This window comes from Zooshikella sp. RANM57, from assembly GCF_050749885.1.
In the GTDB taxonomy this organism is placed as follows: Bacteria; Pseudomonadota; Gammaproteobacteria; order Pseudomonadales; family Zooshikellaceae; genus Zooshikella.
Genome location: NZ_JBOIUB010000006.1, coordinates 24,951 through 45,007 on the forward strand (window position 1 = coordinate 24,951; position 20,057 = coordinate 45,007).

General features: G+C 42.7%; 18 protein-coding genes. 13 read left to right on the forward strand and 5 right to left on the reverse strand.

What is annotated here, in order from left to right; all coding sequences use genetic code 11:
* Positions 1-18: 18 nt before the first annotated feature.
* A complete protein-coding gene (gene glyA, locus ACQ96U_RS13550; protein ID WP_431721798.1) occupies positions 19-1,278 on the reverse strand; it encodes a serine hydroxymethyltransferase in 1,260 nt (419 codons plus the stop codon).
* 458 nt (positions 1,279-1,736) lie between these two features.
* On the opposite strand from glyA, the gene ettA reads away from it, so the two are divergent.
* The 7 genes from ettA to ACQ96U_RS13585 all read left to right on the forward strand — a co-directional run bounded on the left by ettA (position 1,737) and on the right by ACQ96U_RS13585 (position 9,199).
* On the forward strand, positions 1,737-3,401 hold the full coding sequence (gene ettA / locus ACQ96U_RS13555) for an energy-dependent translational throttle protein EttA (RefSeq protein WP_431721799.1): 1,665 nt from the start codon (positions 1,737-1,739) through the stop codon (positions 3,399-3,401).
* 155 nt (positions 3,402-3,556) lie between these two features.
* Positions 3,557-3,928, forward strand: coding sequence for a PilZ domain-containing protein (locus ACQ96U_RS13560; RefSeq protein WP_431721800.1), 372 nt, complete (start codon positions 3,557-3,559; stop codon positions 3,926-3,928).
* A gap of 159 nt (positions 3,929-4,087) precedes the next feature.
* Positions 4,088-5,449: a DNA repair protein RadA gene (gene radA, locus ACQ96U_RS13565; protein WP_431721801.1), complete on the forward strand. Its 1,362-nt coding sequence runs from the start codon at positions 4,088-4,090 to the stop codon at positions 5,447-5,449.
* 93 nt (positions 5,450-5,542) lie between these two features.
* Positions 5,543-6,166 carry a thiamine phosphate synthase gene (gene thiE, locus ACQ96U_RS13570; RefSeq protein WP_431721802.1) on the forward strand — a complete coding sequence of 208 codons (624 nt, stop codon included), beginning with the start codon at positions 5,543-5,545 and terminating at the stop codon, positions 6,164-6,166.
* Positions 6,167-6,190: 24 nt separating this feature from the next.
* The gene (gene hemL, locus ACQ96U_RS13575; protein WP_431721803.1) at positions 6,191-7,474 is read left to right on the forward strand and encodes a glutamate-1-semialdehyde 2,1-aminomutase; all 1,284 of its coding nucleotides are present in this window, start codon (positions 6,191-6,193) and stop codon (positions 7,472-7,474) included.
* Positions 7,475-7,481: 7 nt separating this feature from the next.
* Positions 7,482-8,120, forward strand: a complete 639-nt coding sequence (locus ACQ96U_RS13580) for a DUF6962 family protein (protein WP_431721804.1) — start codon at positions 7,482-7,484, stop codon at positions 8,118-8,120.
* A 461-nt stretch (positions 8,121-8,581) separates the two neighbouring features.
* Entirely contained in the window at positions 8,582-9,199 is a 618-nt protein-coding gene (locus tag ACQ96U_RS13585; RefSeq protein WP_431721805.1) for a tetratricopeptide repeat protein, read from the forward strand.
* 32 nt (positions 9,200-9,231) lie between these two features.
* Here ACQ96U_RS13585 and ACQ96U_RS13590 read toward each other — a convergent pair whose 3' ends face one another.
* Positions 9,232-9,510 (reverse strand): hypothetical protein, encoded by a 279-nt coding sequence (locus ACQ96U_RS13590; RefSeq protein ID WP_431721806.1) that lies wholly within the window; start codon positions 9,508-9,510, stop codon positions 9,232-9,234.
* A gap of 152 nt (positions 9,511-9,662) precedes the next feature.
* The gene (locus ACQ96U_RS13595; RefSeq protein ID WP_431721807.1) at positions 9,663-9,992 is read right to left on the reverse strand and encodes a DUF1820 family protein; all 330 of its coding nucleotides are present in this window, start codon (positions 9,990-9,992) and stop codon (positions 9,663-9,665) included.
* A 324-nt stretch (positions 9,993-10,316) separates the two neighbouring features.
* Between ACQ96U_RS13595 and miaB the strand changes: the two genes are divergently transcribed.
* The 5 genes from miaB (at position 10,317) to lnt (ending at position 15,914) form a co-directional block, all read left to right on the forward strand.
* A complete protein-coding gene (gene miaB / locus ACQ96U_RS13600; protein ID WP_431721808.1) occupies positions 10,317-11,663 on the forward strand; it encodes a tRNA (N6-isopentenyl adenosine(37)-C2)-methylthiotransferase MiaB in 1,347 nt (448 codons plus the stop codon).
* A gap of 308 nt (positions 11,664-11,971) precedes the next feature.
* Entirely contained in the window at positions 11,972-12,973 is a 1,002-nt protein-coding gene (locus ACQ96U_RS13605) for a PhoH family protein (protein WP_431721809.1), read from the forward strand.
* The gene (gene ybeY / locus ACQ96U_RS13610; protein WP_431721810.1) at positions 12,966-13,460 is read left to right on the forward strand and encodes an rRNA maturation RNase YbeY; all 495 of its coding nucleotides are present in this window, start codon (positions 12,966-12,968) and stop codon (positions 13,458-13,460) included. The genes ACQ96U_RS13605 and ybeY overlap by 8 nt, the downstream gene beginning before the upstream one ends.
* A gap of 5 nt (positions 13,461-13,465) precedes the next feature.
* A complete protein-coding gene (locus tag ACQ96U_RS13615) occupies positions 13,466-14,320 on the forward strand; it encodes an HlyC/CorC family transporter (RefSeq protein WP_431721811.1) in 855 nt (284 codons plus the stop codon).
* A gap of 19 nt (positions 14,321-14,339) precedes the next feature.
* Positions 14,340-15,914, forward strand: coding sequence for an apolipoprotein N-acyltransferase (gene lnt / locus ACQ96U_RS13620; protein WP_431721812.1), 1,575 nt, complete (start codon positions 14,340-14,342; stop codon positions 15,912-15,914).
* Positions 15,915-15,962: 48 nt separating this feature from the next.
* Here lnt and ACQ96U_RS13625 read toward each other — a convergent pair whose 3' ends face one another.
* Entirely contained in the window at positions 15,963-16,622 is a 660-nt protein-coding gene (locus ACQ96U_RS13625; protein ID WP_431721813.1) for a YdcF family protein, read from the reverse strand.
* 270 nt (positions 16,623-16,892) lie between these two features.
* Entirely contained in the window at positions 16,893-17,195 is a 303-nt protein-coding gene (locus tag ACQ96U_RS13630; RefSeq protein ID WP_431721814.1) for a hypothetical protein, read from the reverse strand.
* 247 nt (positions 17,196-17,442) lie between these two features.
* Between ACQ96U_RS13630 and leuS the strand changes: the two genes are divergently transcribed.
* Positions 17,443-20,049 (forward strand): leucine--tRNA ligase, encoded by a 2,607-nt coding sequence (gene leuS / locus ACQ96U_RS13635; RefSeq protein ID WP_431721815.1) that lies wholly within the window; start codon positions 17,443-17,445, stop codon positions 20,047-20,049.
* The last annotated feature ends 8 nt before the right edge of the window (positions 20,050-20,057 follow it).

Here is a 20,057-nt window from a genome sequence, read left to right on the forward strand (position 1 = left end):
TAACTCGTTATGCGCTCATTATTTACCATAAACAGGAAAACGAGCACAAATAGCTTTTACTTTTTCACGCACACTCGCGATAACTTGCTCATCATTAATGTTTTCCAACACATCACAAATCCAACCTGCGAGTTCTTTACTCTCAGCTTCTTGGAAACCACGACGAGTGATTGCTGGAGTACCAATCCGTAGACCACTTGTGACAAATGGAGATCGAGGATCATTAGGCACAGCATTTTTGTTTACTGTAATATTAGCGCGACCTAACGCTTCATCTGCATCCTTACCGGTATATTCTTTGCCAATTAAATCCATTAAGAACAGGTGATCATCAGTCCCTTTTGAAACAATTTTGATGCCCCTTGATTGGAATACACTACACATGGCTTGTGCATTTTGAACCACTTGCTGTTGATATGCTTTAAACTCAGGCTCCATCGCCTCTTTAAAGCAAATTGCTTTAGCAGCAATAACGTGCATAAGAGGTCCACCCTGGCTTTCAGGAAAGACCGCAAAATTGAGTTTTTTCTGTAGATCTTCATCAGCCTGGCTAGACAAAATTAGACCACCACGAGGGCCACCCAGCGTTTTGTGAGTTGTAGTGGTGACCACATGAGCATGAGGCAGTGGGCTAGGATAAACATCCGCTGCAATTAAGCCTGCCACATGAGCCATATCCACCAAAAGAAATGCACCTACTTTATCCGCGATTGCTCTAAAGCGCTGCCAATCCATCACACGAGAATAAGCAGAGAAACCAGCAACAATCATTTTAGGCTTATGCTCTAAGGCCAATGCTTCGACTTCATCATAATCTACTTCACCTGTCTCAGGATTAATTCCATATTGAACAGAATGATAAATACGACCAGAGAAGCTTACTTTAGCACCGTGTGTTAAATGCCCACCATGCGCTAGGCTCATACCAAGAATAGTATCACCAGGTTTAACCAGTGCCATGTAAACTGCTGCATTTGCCTGTGAGCCTGAATGAGGCTGAACATTAGCGTAGGTAGCGCCAAACAACTGCTTGGCACGCTCCTGAGCAATACGCTCAACATCATCAACGTATTCACAACCACCATAGTAGCGCTTACCAGGATAGCCCTCTGCGTACTTGTTGGTTAACACAGAGCCCTGAGCTTCCATAACGCGCGGGCTAGCATAATTTTCTGAGGCTATAAGTTCGATATGTTCTTCCTGACGCTGAGCTTCACTTTCAATGGCAGATTGCAACTCAGGGTCGTAGGCAGCAATGGTCATATTGGAGGTAAACATGCAGGTCCTCTTTCAATCCTAACTGGCTCAGGCATACACTTCATAAGCCATGGTTAAAGGGCTCATGAAACATAAATTGACAACTGACTCAAGTTGTATAAGCAGGCTGATTGTACCCTAAGGCTAGTCTCAGCGCACTTGAATAAACGACATTATAAACAGTGATTTGACTCATAACGAAACATAAGTTCCTTATTGTGCTATGCACAGCATAGCGCCTTATGTAAGGTAGACGTTATTATTACGATAAAGGTCAGCAAATAACTTATTCATGTTGTCGTCACTCTGTCGCTATCAGTAAGGTAGAATCCTCTCTTCATAACATTTCCTCCCTTAAACACAGGATATCGTTATGATTTTTTTATGAAATACACAGCGATTTGTTTGCCTTCATAACAGGCTTCCGGTAATTTGACGGCAATTTTCATTCACTTCCAACAGAATCACATGTAGAGGATATGGCTCAGTACGTCTATACCATGAATCGGGTGAGCAAAGTGGTGCCACCCAAGCGGGAAATTCTTAAAGATATCTCTTTGTCTTTCTTCCCAGGTGCCAAAATCGGTGTTTTAGGTCTTAATGGTGCAGGTAAATCCAGTTTACTGCGCATCATGGCTGGCGTTGATAAAGAAATCGATGGCGAGGCACGCCCTCAACCAGGTATCAATGTCGGTTTTCTTCCACAAGAACCCGTACTGGACAACCAAAAAACAGTACGTGAAATTGTTGAAGAAAGTGTTCAGGAAATCAAAGATGCCCTGAAGCGCCTGGATGAAGTCTACGCAGCCTATGCCGAACCTGATGCAGACTTTGATGCTTTAGCCGCAGAACAAGGCAAATTGGAAAATATTATCCAAGCTGCTGATGCACATAACTTAGAAAGAAAACTTGAAGTGGCCGCAGATGCACTGCGTCTTCCTCCTTGGGATGCCAAAATTGAGCATCTATCAGGAGGAGAAAAGCGTCGCGTGGCGCTATGTCGACTACTACTTTCTAACCCTGATATGTTGCTGCTTGACGAGCCCACTAACCACTTGGATGCAGAGAGTGTGGCCTGGCTTGAGCGCTTTCTCCATGACTATAACGGTACCGTCGTTGCTGTTACGCACGACCGTTACTTTCTGGATAATGCTGCTGGCTGGATATTAGAACTAGACCGCGGACATGGTATTCCTTTTGAAGGTAACTACACCGCTTGGCTCGAAAACAAAGAAAAACGTTTAGCCATTGAAGAAAAGCAACAACAAGCCCGTGAAAAAACCATTAAACACGAGCTTGAGTGGGTGCGTTCTAACGCTAAAGGCCGCCAAGCAAAAAGCAAAGCACGTCTTGCTCGCTTTGAAGAGTTGAGTTCACAAGAAGTACAAAGGCGTAATGAAACCAACGAAATCTATATTCCACCTGGCCCTCGCTTAGGTGACCTGGTCATTGAGTTTAGCCATGTCAACAAAGGCTTTAACGATGAAGTACTGATTGAAGACTTAAGCTTCAATGTACCTAAAGGTAGTATCGTAGGCATCATTGGTGGAAACGGTGCGGGTAAATCCACTCTCTTTAAGATGATTGCGGGTAAAGAACAACCCGATGGTGGAACTATTCGTATTGGAGACACCGTAGAGCTGGCTTATGTTGACCAAAGCAGAGACAGCTTGGATGGTAGTAAAACGGTATGGGAAGAAGTCTCTGATGGTCAGGATATCCTCCGCATTGGTAGCTATGAAATTCCTTCTCGTGCCTATATTGGCCGGTTTAACTTCAAAGGCAGCGACCAGCAAAAATACGTCAAAGACTTATCAGGTGGTGAGCGGAATCGCTTGCATTTAGCTAAGTTACTTAAGCAAGGGGCTAACGTCCTATTACTTGACGAACCTAGTAACGACCTTGATGTTGAAACATTACGTGCCCTAGAAGAAGCTTTGCTTGCTTTCCCTGGTTGTGCGATGGTTATTTCTCACGATCGTTGGTTCCTGGATCGTATTGCTACACATATTATGGCTTATGAGGGTGACAGCCAAGTCGTCTTTTTTGAAGGAAACTACAGTGAATACGAAGGTGATCGTAAAGCTCGCCTAGGTGTCGCCGCAGATCAACCTCATCGTATTAAATACAAAAAACTAGCTTAATAAACCAAGCGTTTTTTGGCCTTTGTTACGGGGTAGGCAATCCTTGCTTACCCCTTAAAACCCACTATAGTTACTCATACACACTAAAGGTGTAAATATCGCACTGTTCGCTGTTAAGGAACATATCATTTTTATTCCACCTATAAGCGAAACGTATGAGCACAGCCAGTACAGAACGACGCAAATTTACGCGGATTAATTTTGATGCGCGTACCGAGCTTCGCCAAGGAGATAAAACCTGGCCTGTAGAACTTCATGATATTTCACTACGAGGAATACTGGTCATTCCTCCCAAAGATTGGCAAATTGATCCACACTCCCCCTTCACTGCATTTATCCATCTTGATGATGAAAAAATCATCACCATGAAGGTTCGTTTTGCTCATCAAGAAGAAGATCACGCCGGATTTGAGTGCATATCAATTGATATTGATAGTATTTCATTATTAAAGCGGTTAACTGAGCTTAATTTGGGCGATTCGCAATTACTTCAAAGAGAATTATCTGCGTTAAGCCGTGATATTTGATATTTTTTTATCCTCCCTCTCAAATTACTTGTTGTTGCCTATCATTGAAATGAAACTATCACTAAAGCTATGAACCAGCATCTTTTTTACTGGTTAAAAATACAGTATAGTAGCTCCCCATATCTTTCGAATTTAACGCAATGACCAACATACTTCTTTATGGCTAAAGCAAAAAAAGTCTTTGTTTGTAGTGAGTGCGGCAGTGAGTCTGCCAAGTGGCAGGGCCAATGTCCTGACTGCAAAGCCTGGAACAGCTTCAAAGAGTTTAGTTTAGGTAGTTCACGACAAGCAGCTACAGCCCAACGAGCGGGTTTTGCTGGGAGCCTTTCCAGTGTCACCCTGCTGGAAGATGTTGATATCAGTAATACCCCCAGGTTTTCAAGTGGTATCAGTGAGTTTGACCGGGTTCTTGGTGGTGGTTTTGTGCCCGGCAGTGCGGTATTAATTGGCGGCAACCCTGGTGCAGGAAAAAGCACTCTACTATTACAAACGCTCTGTCATACGGCACAAAACATGCCCGCTTTATATGTTTCTGGCGAAGAATCTTTACAGCAAATTGCCGCACGAGCACATCGTTTGGGTTTACCCACTGGCCAACTCAAAATGCTGGCCGAAACATCTGTTGAACAGGTTATTGCCATTGCTCAACAGGAAAAACCCGGTGTGATTGTCATTGACTCAATACAGGTGATGTATACCGATACTGCTGAAGCTGCACCTGGTGGCGTTGCTCAAGTTCGTGAAAGTGCTGCCCACTTAACCCGCTTTGCCAAACAAACCAATACTGTATTACTCATTGTGGGCCATGTTACCAAAGATAACTCTTTGGCTGGACCCATGACGCTCTCTCATATTATTGATACACAACTGATGCTGAGTAATACCGATGACTCTCGTTTTCGTATTATGCGAGCCACCAAAAACCGATTTGGCCAAATCAACGAGCTTGGATTATTTGCGATGACCGAAAAAGGACTTCGTGAAGTCCTCAACCCATCAGCAATCTTTCTCTCACGGACAGAACACCCAACTCCTGGTAGCATTATTAATGTACTTTGGGAAGGTACCCGTCCACTTTTGGTAGAAATTCAAGCGCTGGTCGTTGAGTCTCAGCTAGGTAATCCAAGGCGTGTCACGGTAGGCTTGGAGCAAAACCGTCTTGCGATGCTCCTTGCAGTATTAACCCGACATGGTGGTATTTTTACCAGCGACCAGGATGTCTTTGTTAATGTCGTTGGTGGTGTCAGAGTATCAGAAACCAGTGCCGATTTAGCCTCCATTTTAGCTATCGTCTCAAGCTTACGAGACAGCGTAATCGACCAGCACATTATTGCCTTTGGTGAAGTAGGCTTATCCGGTGAAATTCGGCCTGTGGCTTATGGACAAGAGCGGATCTATGAAGCGGCTAAACATGGCTTTAAAAAAGCGATAGTGCCAAAAGCTAATGCCCCCAAAAAGCCCATTGAAGGAATGGAAGTGGTAGGTATTAGTAAACTTGCTGAAGCCTTAGAGGCCATCTAACAGATGCCCCTTCTCAAAAACATAACAGAAGTCGTATTTATTTTTGCACTCGATTTTTGTAATACAATCTGAACTGCCAATATATTACACGACATGAAAAGCGCATTCGTTTTAAAAGGATTATATGCCATCACTGATGAGCGTCTTCTATCACAGGATCAGTTAATACCACTAGTTGATGCTGCATTAGCAGGGGGTACCCGAGTGCTTCAGTATCGTAACAAGCTAGGGAACTCAGACTTACGCTTACAGCAGGCATCTGAGCTAAAAAGGTTATGCCATCACTATCAGGTCCCTCTGATCATTAACGATGATGTAGCGCTTGCAGAAGCAGTGGGCGCAGATGGCGTTCATCTAGGTCAAAGCGATATATCCATTGCTCAAGCTCGCCATACCCTTGGTAATCAGGCTATAATTGGCGCCACTTGTCATGCGTCCATGGAACTGGCAGAGCAGGCTGTTTCACAAGGTGCTGATTATGTGGCTTTTGGTCGTTTTTTTGCGTCAAAGACTAAGCCTGAAGCACCCACCGCATCATTCAATATTTTGGCTAATATACACACACTTGATACACCTAGTGTAGCCATCGGTGGTATTACCGTAGACAATGCCTCACAGCTAATTGCCCAAGGTGTTTCCATGGTTGCAGTCATTCATGATCTGTTTGCAGCAGACGATGTATTTGCCCAGGCAGCTCACTTTAAGTCGTTATTTTAAAGCCACTAATACAAAGAGTTTGTTATGTCTCGATCAACTGAATTATTCGATAAAGCACAACAGTTTATCCCTGGTGGTGTTAACTCGCCTGTTCGAGCATTCAAAAGTGTTGGTGGTAACCCTGTCTTTTTTCAAAAAGCACAAGGTGCTTATTTATACGATGAAGATGGTAAATCCTATATTGATTACATTGGTTCATGGGGACCTATGATACTAGGTCACAATGATGCTGATGTGATAGCCGCTATAGAACAGCAACTAAAGCAAGGATTAAGTTTTGGTGCACCCACAGCACTTGAAGTAACCATCGCAGAAAAAGTATGTAGTTTAGTTCCCAGTATTGAGCAAGTCCGCATGGTTAACTCTGGTACTGAAGCAACCATGAGTGCTATTCGACTGGCACGCGGTTATACCGGTCGTGATAAAATCGTTAAGTTTGCAGGCTGTTATCATGGACATGCCGACTCCCTGCTCGTTAAAGCGGGTTCTGGCGCGCTTACCTTAGGTGTCCCTACCTCACCTGGTGTTCCTGCTGCTTTAGCGGAGCAAACGCTAACATTGACCTATAACGACTTAAGTGAAGTTGAGTCCGTTTTTGCAGAAGTAGGCGAACAAATCGCCTGTATTATTATCGAACCTGTCGCTGGCAATATGAACTGTATCCCTCCAGCTCCTGGCTTTCTGGAAGGCTTACGCCGTATTTGTGATCAGTACGGTAGCTTACTGATATTTGATGAGGTTATGACGGGTTTCCGTGTGGCATTAGGTGGAGCACAATCGCTTTATAATATAACTCCAGACCTAACAACACTGGGTAAAATCATTGGTGGTGGTATGCCCGTCGGTGCCTTTGGTGGTAAACGCGATATCATGCAAACCATTGCCCCTACAGGGCCTGTGTATCAAGCAGGTACTTTATCAGGAAATCCTGTAGCAATGGCAGCGGGGCTGGCAACTCTCAATAAAATCAGCCAGCCTGGTTTTTATACGCTACTGTCTGCAAAAGTCCAAAAACTGACAGATGGGCTAGAAGTTGTCGCCAATAAGGTAGGTGTTCCACTCGCAACCTCACGTGTAGGCGGTATGTTTGGCTTTTTCTTCACTGAGAATGAAGCACCTTCTCGCTTTGATGAGGTTATGGCTTGTAATCTGGAGCACTTTAATCAATTTTTCCAACACATGCTGCAACAAGGTATTTACTTAGCCCCTTCTGCTTATGAAGCAGGATTTATCTCTCAAGCTCATGGCAATGAAGAAATAGAAAAAACACTGGCAGCCGCTGAAGCCAGTTTAAGAAGTTTAACTTGAGGAAAACATGACCTCTCTTGCTGTTTCTGATGCAATACTTTGCTGTAGCTGTAGTTATTCTGCATTTTTATTGCTACAGCAAAAAACCTTTGCCAGTGATAAAATACTACCCGCTACTGCAGCGTTAGTTGGTTTTATACTCATGTCACTTGCGTCTTTTTTTGGCACACTTTACTATGGTTTTTCGCCTATCTGGGAAGATATCCATCGTCTATTTACACATGCTGCCACTTTTTTAGCCCTACCACTCATTGCAGGTGCTTATGCTCATTTAGCCTGGCCACTCAACTGGCACAAACCCATGTGGGGAAGGCTTATTATCGCGATGATGATTTGCTTTGAAATTGCACGCCGATTTCAAGCGATCGAAGCGACTTATACAGTAATAGGCATTATTAGCTTATTTGTTATTTTATTAGTCGGAATCAAGTTTATCCGCCAAAAACCAACCTTTTTTGTTTACATTTTAGTTGGCTCAGCAAGCTTTTCTATTGCAGGTCTGGTGGTCGGCACCCATGGTTATCTTGCTGGTTTTTTACGGTTAGACTTATTTCATTATTTATTAGCACTTGGATCGCTGAGTCTTGGCACAGGCTATTTTCTTTTCATACGAAAGCAACGAAAATCACACCACCTGTCAATATAATTAGTTTTCTATACAGGGAATAATGTGAAAAATAACGTTGGTCAAATGTTGTCCTTATAAAAATAAAGAACAGTCGTACAAGACATAAAGTATGTTGAGTGTAGCTGGTCACATCATGCTTTCCGCTAATTTGACAACCAGCTCACAGAATCATTTTATCGTTTGTATCAATCTTATGATTTCATTAGAGTATCAGGCTAATTGCTTACTTATATCCACATGACTGAAAATAATGTGTGCTGGTTTAATTTATAAAACTCAGTGGCATTTAATTTTAATCTAATTAAAAAATACGCCCTAAACGATCACATGATAAAATGACAATACTGATGAAATAGGTTGCGAAGTAGAAAAGCGTTAACTCTGCGCAAAAATGCTTTCATCAGACTGGGTATAGTATACATTACGCAAAACATAGACTGATTTCTACAACTTGCCCATTTTGCCTACAGGCACGTTATATGCGATTCCTACTACTGTGGACTGGCTTAATACTAACACTTTGTGTCACTCAGCATATAAAGGCGACTGAAATTAATGGTTTTCAGTATGGCCTTAATGAACTTCTTATTCCAGCCTCTGACCGCTGTAAAATTCTTCCTGAAGAACCTAACCTCGCAGCTGCCTTAGTTGCTTGTGAGGAAGCTGCAAATCAAGGCAATTCTGAAGCTCAGTTTTTACTTGGTGAGCTCTACCTTATCGGCCAGGTTATTCCACAAGACTACGACAAAGCAAAGCATTGGTTTGAACAAGCATCAACAAATGGCCATGCCAAAGCCCAATATCAACTGGCTTTCATGTATTACCGTGGTGAGGGGATGAAACAAGACTATACACAGGCCTATATCATGATGAAAATGGCCGCAGTCAATGGTTATACTGACGCCATTGATGTCAGTGATGAAATTGGCAGTTTAATGGACAGGGACCAACGAGCCTTGGCGTTTTATACTTTAAGCAAAATATTTCAAGATTATGCTCAACATTTAAAGCAGTCAGCCCCCTCACGCTTGGATTTAAAACCCAAACCTCAAGGAAGCAGTCATAACACTATCATTGAAGCCAAACCGCAAGATTAAGGCAAAATTCACTTAACCTCACACATTCTGGTTTAACCAACAAGTAAGCTTAGTAACCGTTTTCGCGTGATTAGCATTTCACGCAGTGTTTTCAGCATAGCTATTTTCGAGTGCCCAGCAGATCGCTTAACATTCTCAATTCGCTCTTCGATCTGATAGATTTCAGTGGCTAACTTGCTTTTAAGCTTCAACTTTTGGTCTGACCAGTCTTCACTGGCTTTAATGGTTTGTAAAACTGCACTGTTTGTACCTATCTCTTGAGCTTCTTTAAACTCAGATAAGTCATTATTAATGGGGATATTCGCTAACATCAGTGCCACGCTCCCTTTGGCCGCTTATTTCCTTATGTAAAGTCTAGTTCGCAATGAGGTACAACAATATTAGAAGTTCAAGCATTTACTTGTGCGAAATTTACTATCGTCTTTGCTTTTCTAACTTAATTTGCCCCAAAGAGTGGCCAAACTTATGAATCTTTCTTTGGTGGTGTGCCTGGTGGAAATGGAAAAGGCGTGACCTTATCACCTTTAATATCACAGATTTTACCTACGCCTTCTTTTTCTACTTCATCAATCCGAATAACAGAAGTAATTGGAATAAAACTACGCTTTACTTCAGCAAATTCGGACTTTAGCTTCTCTTCTCCTGGATCAACTACAAGTTGGCTTCTCTCGCCAAATATAAACTCTTCTATTTCAATAAAGCCATACAAATCACTTTGAAAAATTTGTTTGACATATACCTCATAAACTTTGCCTTGATTCAAGAATGTCACTCGAAAAATTGGTTTAGCCATGTTAATCCATCTCACCCCAGTGTTTAGAGCCGCCTCAAGCTAAAAGAGCGCTAGAATACCAGAGCTGCAGTTCAAGGCAAACGCCACGTTGTTCCTTTCTACTCTAATCCATTGCCCAACGATCGTTATCTAAGAGTGTTTCTCCACACTGTCTACTATTAAAATTTCAAGAGAGGTGATGTGCTCAAGGTGTCAATAAAGGAAGGAAGACACTACAAACCATACATCAGTGCAGCACTGGGCTTTCGCTACAGACCCAGATATAATGCTGCGCTTATTTTGATACCCCCTGACTGTGTGAAAAACGTGTGTAGGTAGATTTCGATGGCTAAGAAGCTCTTTATTAAAACCCATGGTTGTCAGATGAATGATTATGATTCATCACGCATGGCAGATTTACTCAATGAAAGCCATCAGCTTGAAATAACTGACAATCCAGAAGAAGCTGATGTATTGCTGTTAAATACCTGCTCTATTCGGGAAAAAGCTCAAGAGAAAGTTTTTCACCAACTAGGTCGTTGGCGTTCCCTAAAAGACCAGAATCCCAACCTGATTATTGGTGTGGGAGGTTGTGTTGCCAGTCAGGAAGGTAAAGCGATACGAGACAGAGCTCCTTACGTGGATATGGTTTTTGGCCCACAAACACTCCACCGTCTACCTGAAATGATTGATGCATCTGCAACAGGTAAGCAAGCCGTCGTGGATGTAAGCTTTCCAGAAATTGAAAAGTTTGATCACCTGCCAGAACCCAGCGTGGAAGGACCAACAGCATTTGTTTCTGTCATGGAAGGCTGCAGCAAGTACTGTACCTTCTGTGTTGTTCCTTATACTCGGGGTGAAGAAGTCAGCCGTCCTTTTGATGATGTTATCGCTGAGTGTGTGCACTTGGCTGAGCAAGGCGTCAGAGAAATCAACTTACTGGGCCAAAATGTTAATGCTTATCGTGGTAAAAAATCAGACGCTGATGATGAAACTGCTGACTTAGCTGAGCTTATTACCATTATTGCAGCGATTGATGGTATTGCTCGGATTCGCTTTACTACATCACACCCTGTTGAGTTTACTGAAAGCTTGATTGATGTTTATGCGCATGTGCCTGAGCTTGTCAGTCACCTGCATCTACCTGTTCAAAGTGGTTCTGACCGAGTCCTTGCAGCCATGAAGCGTGGCCATACCGTGCTTGAGTACAAATCTAAACTACGTCGGATTCGCAAGTTACGCCCAGATATCTCGTTTTCTTCGGACTTTATTGTAGGCTTCCCCGGTGAGACAGATAAAGACTTTGAAAACACTATGAACCTTATTCAAGATATAGGTTTTGATACTTCATTTAGTTTTGTCTATAGCCCTCGTCCAGGAACACCTGCTGCAGACTTGCCAGATGATACGCCTGAAGAAGTTAAAAAACAGCGTTTACAAATACTTCAACATCGAATAAACCAACAGGCCCAGGAAATAAGCCGAAGAATGGTTGGTACCACACAACGAATTCTTGTGACAGGCTTCTCTAAGAAAGACCCTGGACAACTTCAGGGCCGGACAGAGAATAATCGTGTTGTGAACTTCGCTGCAACCAATCCAAGAATCATTGGCAAACTTGTCGATGTCGTTATTACAGAAGCATTACCCAACTCGCTCCGAGGTGATATGATAAGCGACGAACTATATTAATTCGCAATAACAACATTTAGTTATATTCGCGTTAATACACTTTATAGAGCGTGTTATTCCTTCAGCCTTGCTTGAAACTTTATTCAAACAAGGCTGTTTCGGTAAAGTGTATAACGTTACTAAGTAGCGAGTTGAGCTTCTTAAAGACAAGCAATATATACAGTTGAGCAAATTAAAACTTAATCTATTTCTTGAGTTTAAAGCTGTATATTCCAAGCAACTCAGTTCGCTCCTTAGGAAAAAAGGTGCTTTCCTTCACCATAGAGAAGGTATATTCTAAAAAATAAGTAGGGTGCCGCGTCCGGCTAATGAATAAGGCTTTGAATACAGAATTACCCCCCCACAAGTTCACTCTCAACGTCGAAGATGCTCAACATTTTGCGCAGCTTTGCGGCCAATTCAATGAGCACTTGAAGCAAATCGAACAGCGCTTAGAAATTCGTATTAATAACCGCGGCAATCACTTCGAGTTAACTGGCTCGCAAGCCAATGTTCATGCAGCAGAGCGCATACTCAAAACTCTTTCCAAAGAACTTGAAAATGGTGGTGAGATATCACCTGATATCGTACATCTTTATTTACAAGAATCTGATATTGAAAATCCCCAGTGTGGTAAAACTGAAAGTGTTGTTATTAAAACCAAGCGCTGTGTAATCAAGCCCAGAGGCCCAAATCAACAGGAATATGTCAAACGTATTCTAGAGCATGATATCAATTTTGGTATTGGACCTGCTGGTACTGGTAAGACTTATCTGGCTGTAGCCTGTGCTGTCGCAGCACTGGAAAATGATCAAATTCGTCGTATTCTACTCGTTCGGCCAGCTGTAGAAGCCGGCGAAAAGTTGGGCTTTTTGCCTGGAGACTTGGCTCAAAAAATTGACCCGTATCTAAGGCCACTTTACGATGCACTTTATGAAATGCTGGGCTTTGAGCGTGTAGAAAAGCTTATTGAAAAAAACGTTATAGAAGTGGCCCCGCTGGCATACATGCGTGGGCGAACACTCAATAATTCATTTATTATTTTAGATGAGAGTCAGAACACCACGATGGAACAAATGAAAATGTTCCTCACCCGTATTGGCTTTGGTTCTACGGCAGTGATTACTGGTGATACCACTCAGGTTGACCTCCCCCGAGGCACTAAATCTGGCTTAGCTCACAGTGCAGAAGTACTTAAGCAAGTCAAAGGAATTGGTTTTACTTATTTCAGTGCTAAAGATGTTGTGCGTCATCCTTTAGTACAACGTATTGTTGAGGCCTATGATAGATTTGATACCAAACAAGCCTCTAAAAAACAAAAGGATGCTTGAAGTGCTTACCGTTGATTTGCAAGTAGCATGTAACGAAACAGCACAACTACCCAGCCAAGAGGACTTTGAGCACTGGGTACAAACCGTCTTAGTCAATGAGTCTATTAACGATGCAGAACTCAGTATTCGGATTGTGAATACGACAGAAAGCGCCGAGTTGAATGGCACCTATCGCCAAAAACACTATGCCACCAACGTACTTTCTTTTCCTGCAGACTTACCTGAAGAACTAGACCTACCTCTGCTCGGTGATCTTATTATTTGTGCCGATGTCGTAGTTAATGAAGCAGCAGATCAGGGCAAACCATTACCCGCACATTGGGCTCATATGGTTATACATGGTGTCTTGCATCTGCTCGGGTATGACCATATTAATGATGATGATGCTACTTTGATGGAGTCGCTGGAAGTTCAACTCCTTAAAAAGTTAGGCTTTAGCGACCCCTATGCATGGACCATTGCTGACGAGTGTACCACGAGAGACTAACAACAATGAGTGATGATCGATCGAGTGTGAACGGAACGACCTCTGCCAAAACATGGCTTGATAAACTAACTCAGGCTTTTTCAGGGGATCCCAAGAATCGAACAGAACTGCTGGACCAGCTTCGTGAGGCTCAGTCTAATCAGGTATTAGACCCAGAATCACTGAGCATTATTGAAGGCGCAATGCAAGTTTCTGAAATGCAGGTCCGAGAAATAATGATTCCTCGCGCCCAAATGGAGTGTGTGGAGCTATCTCAAACACCTGAAGAGTTTATCCCTCAAATCATTAAGTCAGCTCACTCCCGATATCCAGTTATCGGGGAAAACAAAGATGAGGTGATCGGTATTTTGCTTGCTAAGGATTTATTATCGTTAGCACTTAAGGATCCTCAAGATACTAAAGACCAATTTTGCCTGAAAGACATTCTCCGCCCAGCAAGGTTTGTGCCTGAAAGTAAGCGCCTCATTGTCTTGCTTAATGAATTTCGAACCAATCGTAATCATATGGCGATTGTAGTGGATGAGTATGGTGGTGTTTCTGGTCTTGTCACTATCGAAGATGTACTTGAACAAATTGTTGGAGATATTGAAGATGAGCATGATGTAGAAGAAGATTACTACATTAAGCAGCTCAACGAGAACAACTTCATTGTAAAAGCATTGACGCCTATTGAAGACTTTAACGAGCACTTTCACAGTCAGTTTAGTGACAAAGAGTATGACACCATTGGTGGCATCGTCATGCAAAACTTTGGACACTTACCCAAACGAAGCGAGTCCGTTACCATTGAGGGATTTGAGTTCCAAGTGCTAAATGCCGATAACCGACGCATTCGCTTACTTCGAGTCACCCCTGTTTAAACATCATGATAAAAATCCCATGACCAAAAAATTCGCTGGTTGGCCAGGCCATTTCCTGGCTCTTGCCGTTGGACTCATTTGGGCGTTTGGATTTGCCCCTTTCAATATCTGGCCACTAACAGGCTTATCACTGCTGGGCTTCTTTTTCTCTTTACAATCATCTTTAACACGTCGCCAGGCACTTTGGCGAGCCTGGTGGTATGGCCTGGGTTTCTATGGTGTAGGCGTGTCATGGGTTTATGTAAGTATCCACCAATATGGCTCCGCCCCCGTAGTGCTGGCAGGTTGTTTAACAGGCTTATTTGTTATTTTTCTATCATTTTTATTTTTTGCACCTCTTGGCTGGAGCTATGCCTGGTTAACCCAACGGTTTAAAGCCTCTACGTTAGGTTCAAAACTTGTTCTTTTTGGTTTGCTTTGGCTTGTGTTTGAGTGGCTAAAAACCTGGTTACTGACAGGCTTCCCCTGGTTGTTACTGGGATATGCATACATAGACACCCCCCTTGCCAGCTGGAGCCCCATAATTGGTAGCTTAGGTATATCAGCATTCGCGTTAATAAGCTGGTTGGGCTTAGCATGGCTGGTCAGCCAAAGAAGACAGTGGAATTCAAAACAATGGCAAAGTGTACTTGCTTGTACAACGCTACTATGGGTTGCAGGTGCAATGCTCACTCACCACCAGTGGACTGATAATGCCCAATCTAAACCGCTAACAGTCAGTGCAATTCAAGCTAACATCCCACAACAGTTAAAGTGGAATAAAGAGTATATCCATACGACATTAGCCACTTATCGCATGCTGAGTAAAGACCACTGGCAAAGTGATCTCATTATTTGGCCAGAAAACGCTATACCAATAGTTTATCCACTACAAGCGAAGTCTTTTGTTGATATGTTCGCAGAGGAAGCCAATAAATATCAAAGCACATTAATCACAGGCTTACCCTTCATGAGTCAAAAAGTCATTGATGGGCAATCCTATCGCACTTTCTATAATGGCATCATCGCTGCTGGTAATGGCAGTGGCAGTTATTACAAGCAAAAACTTGTTCCTTTTGGTGAGTATGTTCCTTTAGAAGATTTATTGCGAGGACTCATCCAGTTTTTTAATCTGCCAATGTCTTCCTTTTCATCAGGTAACAGTAATCAGCCCCATTTAGTGGCAGATAAAACAAAAATTGCTGCTTTTATTTGTTATGAAATCGTTTATGGTGATTTCGTTGCACAGCAAGCCCAACACTCTAATCTACTCATTACCATTAGTAATGACTCCTGGTTTGGCGCATCTATTGGTCCACACCAACATTTTCAAATGGCACGTATGCGTGCACTTGAGACAGGTCGGTATCTTATTCGTGCAACTAATGATGGCATAAGTGCCATTATCAATGATCAGGGTGATGTGCTAACGCAACTCCCTCAATTTCAAGCTAGCGTGCTTACTGGCAAAGTTAAAAGTAAACAAGGCAATACACCTTATATGATGTGGCAATCCTATCCGTTACTTTTCATTATTGCGCTTATACTGGGTGTTTTTAGCTGGACTGCCCGGCAAAAGCAGTCCATCGCTATGGAACAAGCCTCTTCTCTCTAAATAAGGCATTTGCCACAAATACAACATTAAAAACTATTAAGGGCAGCTCTAAAAATATTTCCAGCGATACCAGAGTAGCCCAACGATTTCATGCAAGGCGTATGTGGCATGAGTAAATGACTTAGGGGTAGGCAACCAGTGATACCACATCACATCTTTACTTCGGCCAGAAATAAAACGGGTTGGTGCAGGTAAGACGTTCAACCCAACCTTTTTGAAAGACGCAACCGCCCTACGCATATGCCAAGCATGAGTGACCAGCACAATAGTGTGAATGTTCTCTTTCGTAAGCATTTGTTGGGTATAAAACGCATTTTCCCAGGTGTTTCGACTTTGTCCTTCCTGCCATCGCACCTTAATCCCATAATTATCTTGTAAAAAATCAGTCATGATTTTTGCCTCTGGTGGCTGATCACTACCTAATAACTTTCCACCCGTGACTAAAATAGGCAAGCTCAATTGTTTATTTAAGTAAGCAGCATAGGTCATCCTTTCCAATTCAAAAGCACTTGGAATATCTTTTCCATCAAATTCTTGTGCTTTACGATGTCTTCCCGCCCCCAAAATCACCATTGCTTCAGGCTTATCTCCTCCTGGAGTATAAACAGTGTACTCTGACTCCAATAGCGACATAAGATAAGAAGAAACAACAGGAGTACACAATAAATACAAGCTAATAAGTGATAACCAAATTATTATCATTGTCATGTAACGCCACCAAACACGTTGTATAAAAGCTCTAGAAATAAGTGCCAAAACAATAAGAACAATATTAAATACAGGTGGTAATAAAAAATATTTAGCAAAGCTAATAAGTAACATGCCTTCCTCTAAATAAAAAATTGGAGAGTAAAAAAGAATAACTCATTACTGAGCTAAACTGACTTGCTGAAATTTACAGGAATAAGAGAATTTACCCCAAAAATATGAGAGTGGTATGTATACCCTTAACAATGCGGTATAAAAGTCTGAATAGCGTTATCTCGATGAAATATTTAAGAGCTTGCAGATTTCTGCAGCATCTTTGCGTAAATAAGCTTTTAACAAATGATGCTGTTGGCGCGTTAAACCTTGAAGCTCAACATTTACTGTTGCGGTAGAGGGCTTCAATTCGTGCATTAGCTCATGCCAAAGTTGTTGCTCAAAGCTTTTAACCGCTATTTGAATTTGTTGAAGCAATTGATCATAAAGAAATAGAGTGGGATGTTGTTGATCCAACACATCTATTTTGGACTCATGTCCTTGTTCACTTAAGCAGTTCCTTGCATGTTTTTTTTCCATTAGCATGACACCACTACAAGCGAAGGCCTTACTTAACCATCTATAATCACATGTTTATACAACATCATTGAAGGTTTAGGGCAAAGCCGAGATATTTTATTGAAGGTTCGTACAACCTACTCAATATAAGCGTAGACTATTCATAAAGACTACCCGTAACAAATGGAGTCATGTATCCTAAGCTGCTTAGACTTTATCACTATTAAACCCTGCGCTTTTTTTAGATTACTTTAGAAAAAGAGAGACGATGGAAGAACATTACCAACACCAGCAAATTGAGCGTGAAACTCAGCAACACTGGCAAGACAATCAGTCCTTTGCCGTAAGTGAAACGCCTGACAAAGAAAAATTCTACTGTCTCTCGATGTTCCCCTACCCCAGTGGACGACTTCATATGGGGCATGTGAGAAATTACACGATTGGAGATGTGATCTCACGTTACCAGCGAATGCTGGGTAAAAATGTCTTACAGCCTATGGGCTGGGATGCTTTTGGTTTGCCTGCAGAGAATGCAGCCATCAAGCATGGTGTTGCGCCTGCTAAGTGGACCTATGAAAATATTGACTATATGCGGGAGCAGTTAAAAAGCCTGGGCTTTGCCTATGACTGGAATCGAGAAGTCACCACCTGCCATCCAGATTATTACCGCTGGGAACAATGGTTTTTTACCAAGCTGTATGAAAAAGGCTTGGTGTATAAAAAAATGGCGACGGTTAACTGGGATCCTGTAGATCAAACCGTGCTAGCCAACGAACAAGTAGTTGATGGGCGCGGCTGGCGTTCAGGTGCGCTGGTCGAACGTAAAGAAATTCCTCAATGGTTCATCAAAATTACCGCTTATGCCGATCAGTTGCTGGAAAGCTTAGATCAACTGGAACATTGGCCAGAGCAGGTCAAAACCATGCAACGCAATTGGATTGGTCGCTCTGAAGGTATAGAAATGACGTTTACTCTGGCGGAATCTATTCCCGGAGTTGAAGATTCATTTACCATCTATACCACCCGTCCTGATACCTTAATGGGTGTAACCTATGTTGGGATCGCGGCTGAACACCCCATTGCCTTAGCGGCAGCAAAAAATAATCCTGATATTGCAGCCTTTATTGAAGAATGCAAACACAATGCTGTCGCTGAAGCTGAAATGGCCACCATGGACAAGAAAGGTATGGCTACTGGCTTCCATGCAAACCATCCTGTTACTGGAGAGGAAGTTCCTGTTTGGATTGCAAACTTCGTACTTATGGAATATGGCTCTGGTGCAGTAATGGCGGTCCCTGGGCACGACCAACGTGACTGGGAGTTTGCAACCAAATATGGTCTATCTATAAAACAAGTTATTGAAAGCCAAGAAGAAAACATCAAAGCAGACCTTTCCCAAGAAGCCTTTACTGAATATGGAGTACTGGTTAATTCCAGGTCCTTTGATGGCTTAACCTCAAAAGAAGCCTTTGATGCTATTGCTGAACATCTAATTAAAGCTGGTAAAGGTCAGCGTAAGGTTAATTATCGGTTGCGTGATTGGGGAGTATCCCGTCAACGCTATTGGGGAACACCTATTCCCATGATTAACCTGGAAAATGGTGAAACGATTGGCGCCCCCGCTGAAGATCTACCCATTACCTTGCCTACTGATGTTACGCTGGATGGCACCACATCACCTTTAAAAACTGACGCTTCCTGGTCTTCTACCGTAAGCCCCATTGATGGTACACCTGCACAACGGGAAACGGATACATTTGACACCTTTATGGAGTCTTCCTGGTATTACGCACGTTACTGCTGTGCAAACTATCAAGATGGTATGTTAAACCCAGAACAGGCTAATTACTGGCTACCTGTTGATCAATACATTGGCGGTATCGAACATGCAGTAATGCACCTGTTGTATTCCCGCTTTTTCCACAAACTACTGCGGGATGAAGGGCTGGTTAACAGCGATGAACCCTTTAAACAACTGCTTTGCCAAGGCATGGTACTGGCTGAAACCTATTATCGTGAAGATGACAAAGGGGGCAAAGTGTGGATTGCTCCAGGGGAAGTCACCATCGAACGCGATGAAAAAGGACAAATCATTGCTGCTCACCACAAAGAGGATGGTCAACCCGTTCACTATGCTGGCATGGGCAAAATGTCGAAGTCCAAAAATAATGGTGTCGACCCTCAAAGTACGATTGAACAATATGGAGCGGATACCGTTCGCCTATTCACCATGTTTGCAGCACCACCCGATCAGGATTTGGAGTGGTCAACCAGTGGTGTAGAAGGTGCCCATCGCTTCTTGCGTCGTTTCTGGCGCCTGGCACAAGAACATAGCCAGCAAGCTGAAATTCCTGCATTAGATGTTCGTCAGTTGAATGATAGCCAGAAAGATCTAAGAAGAATTACTCACAGTACCATCAAGAATGTCACTAATGACTTCGGCAACCGCCTGACCTTTAATACAGCAATTGCCCGGGTGATGGAACTGGTCAATGCGATGGGTAAATTTGCTGATCGCTCACCTCAAGGTTTAGCGGTTATGCATGAAGCCTTGATGACCTGTATAAAACTGTTAGCGCCTATTACACCTCATATCTGTCATCATATTTGGCAACAGATGGGTAACTCAACTGAAATTATTGATGCCCCCTGGCCTGAATGTGACGAAGATGCACTGGCAGCAGACTCGGTATTGATAGTGGCTCAGGTAAATGGCAAGGTACGAGCCAAGCTAACAGTTCCTGCTGATGCCGATAAAGAAACCGTTGAGTCCATAGCGATGACGAATGAAAATGTACAAAAGTTTTTGATCGATAAAACCGTTCGCAAAGTCATCGTTGTTCCTAACAAACTGATCAATATTGTCGCCTCATAGAGGAGTAA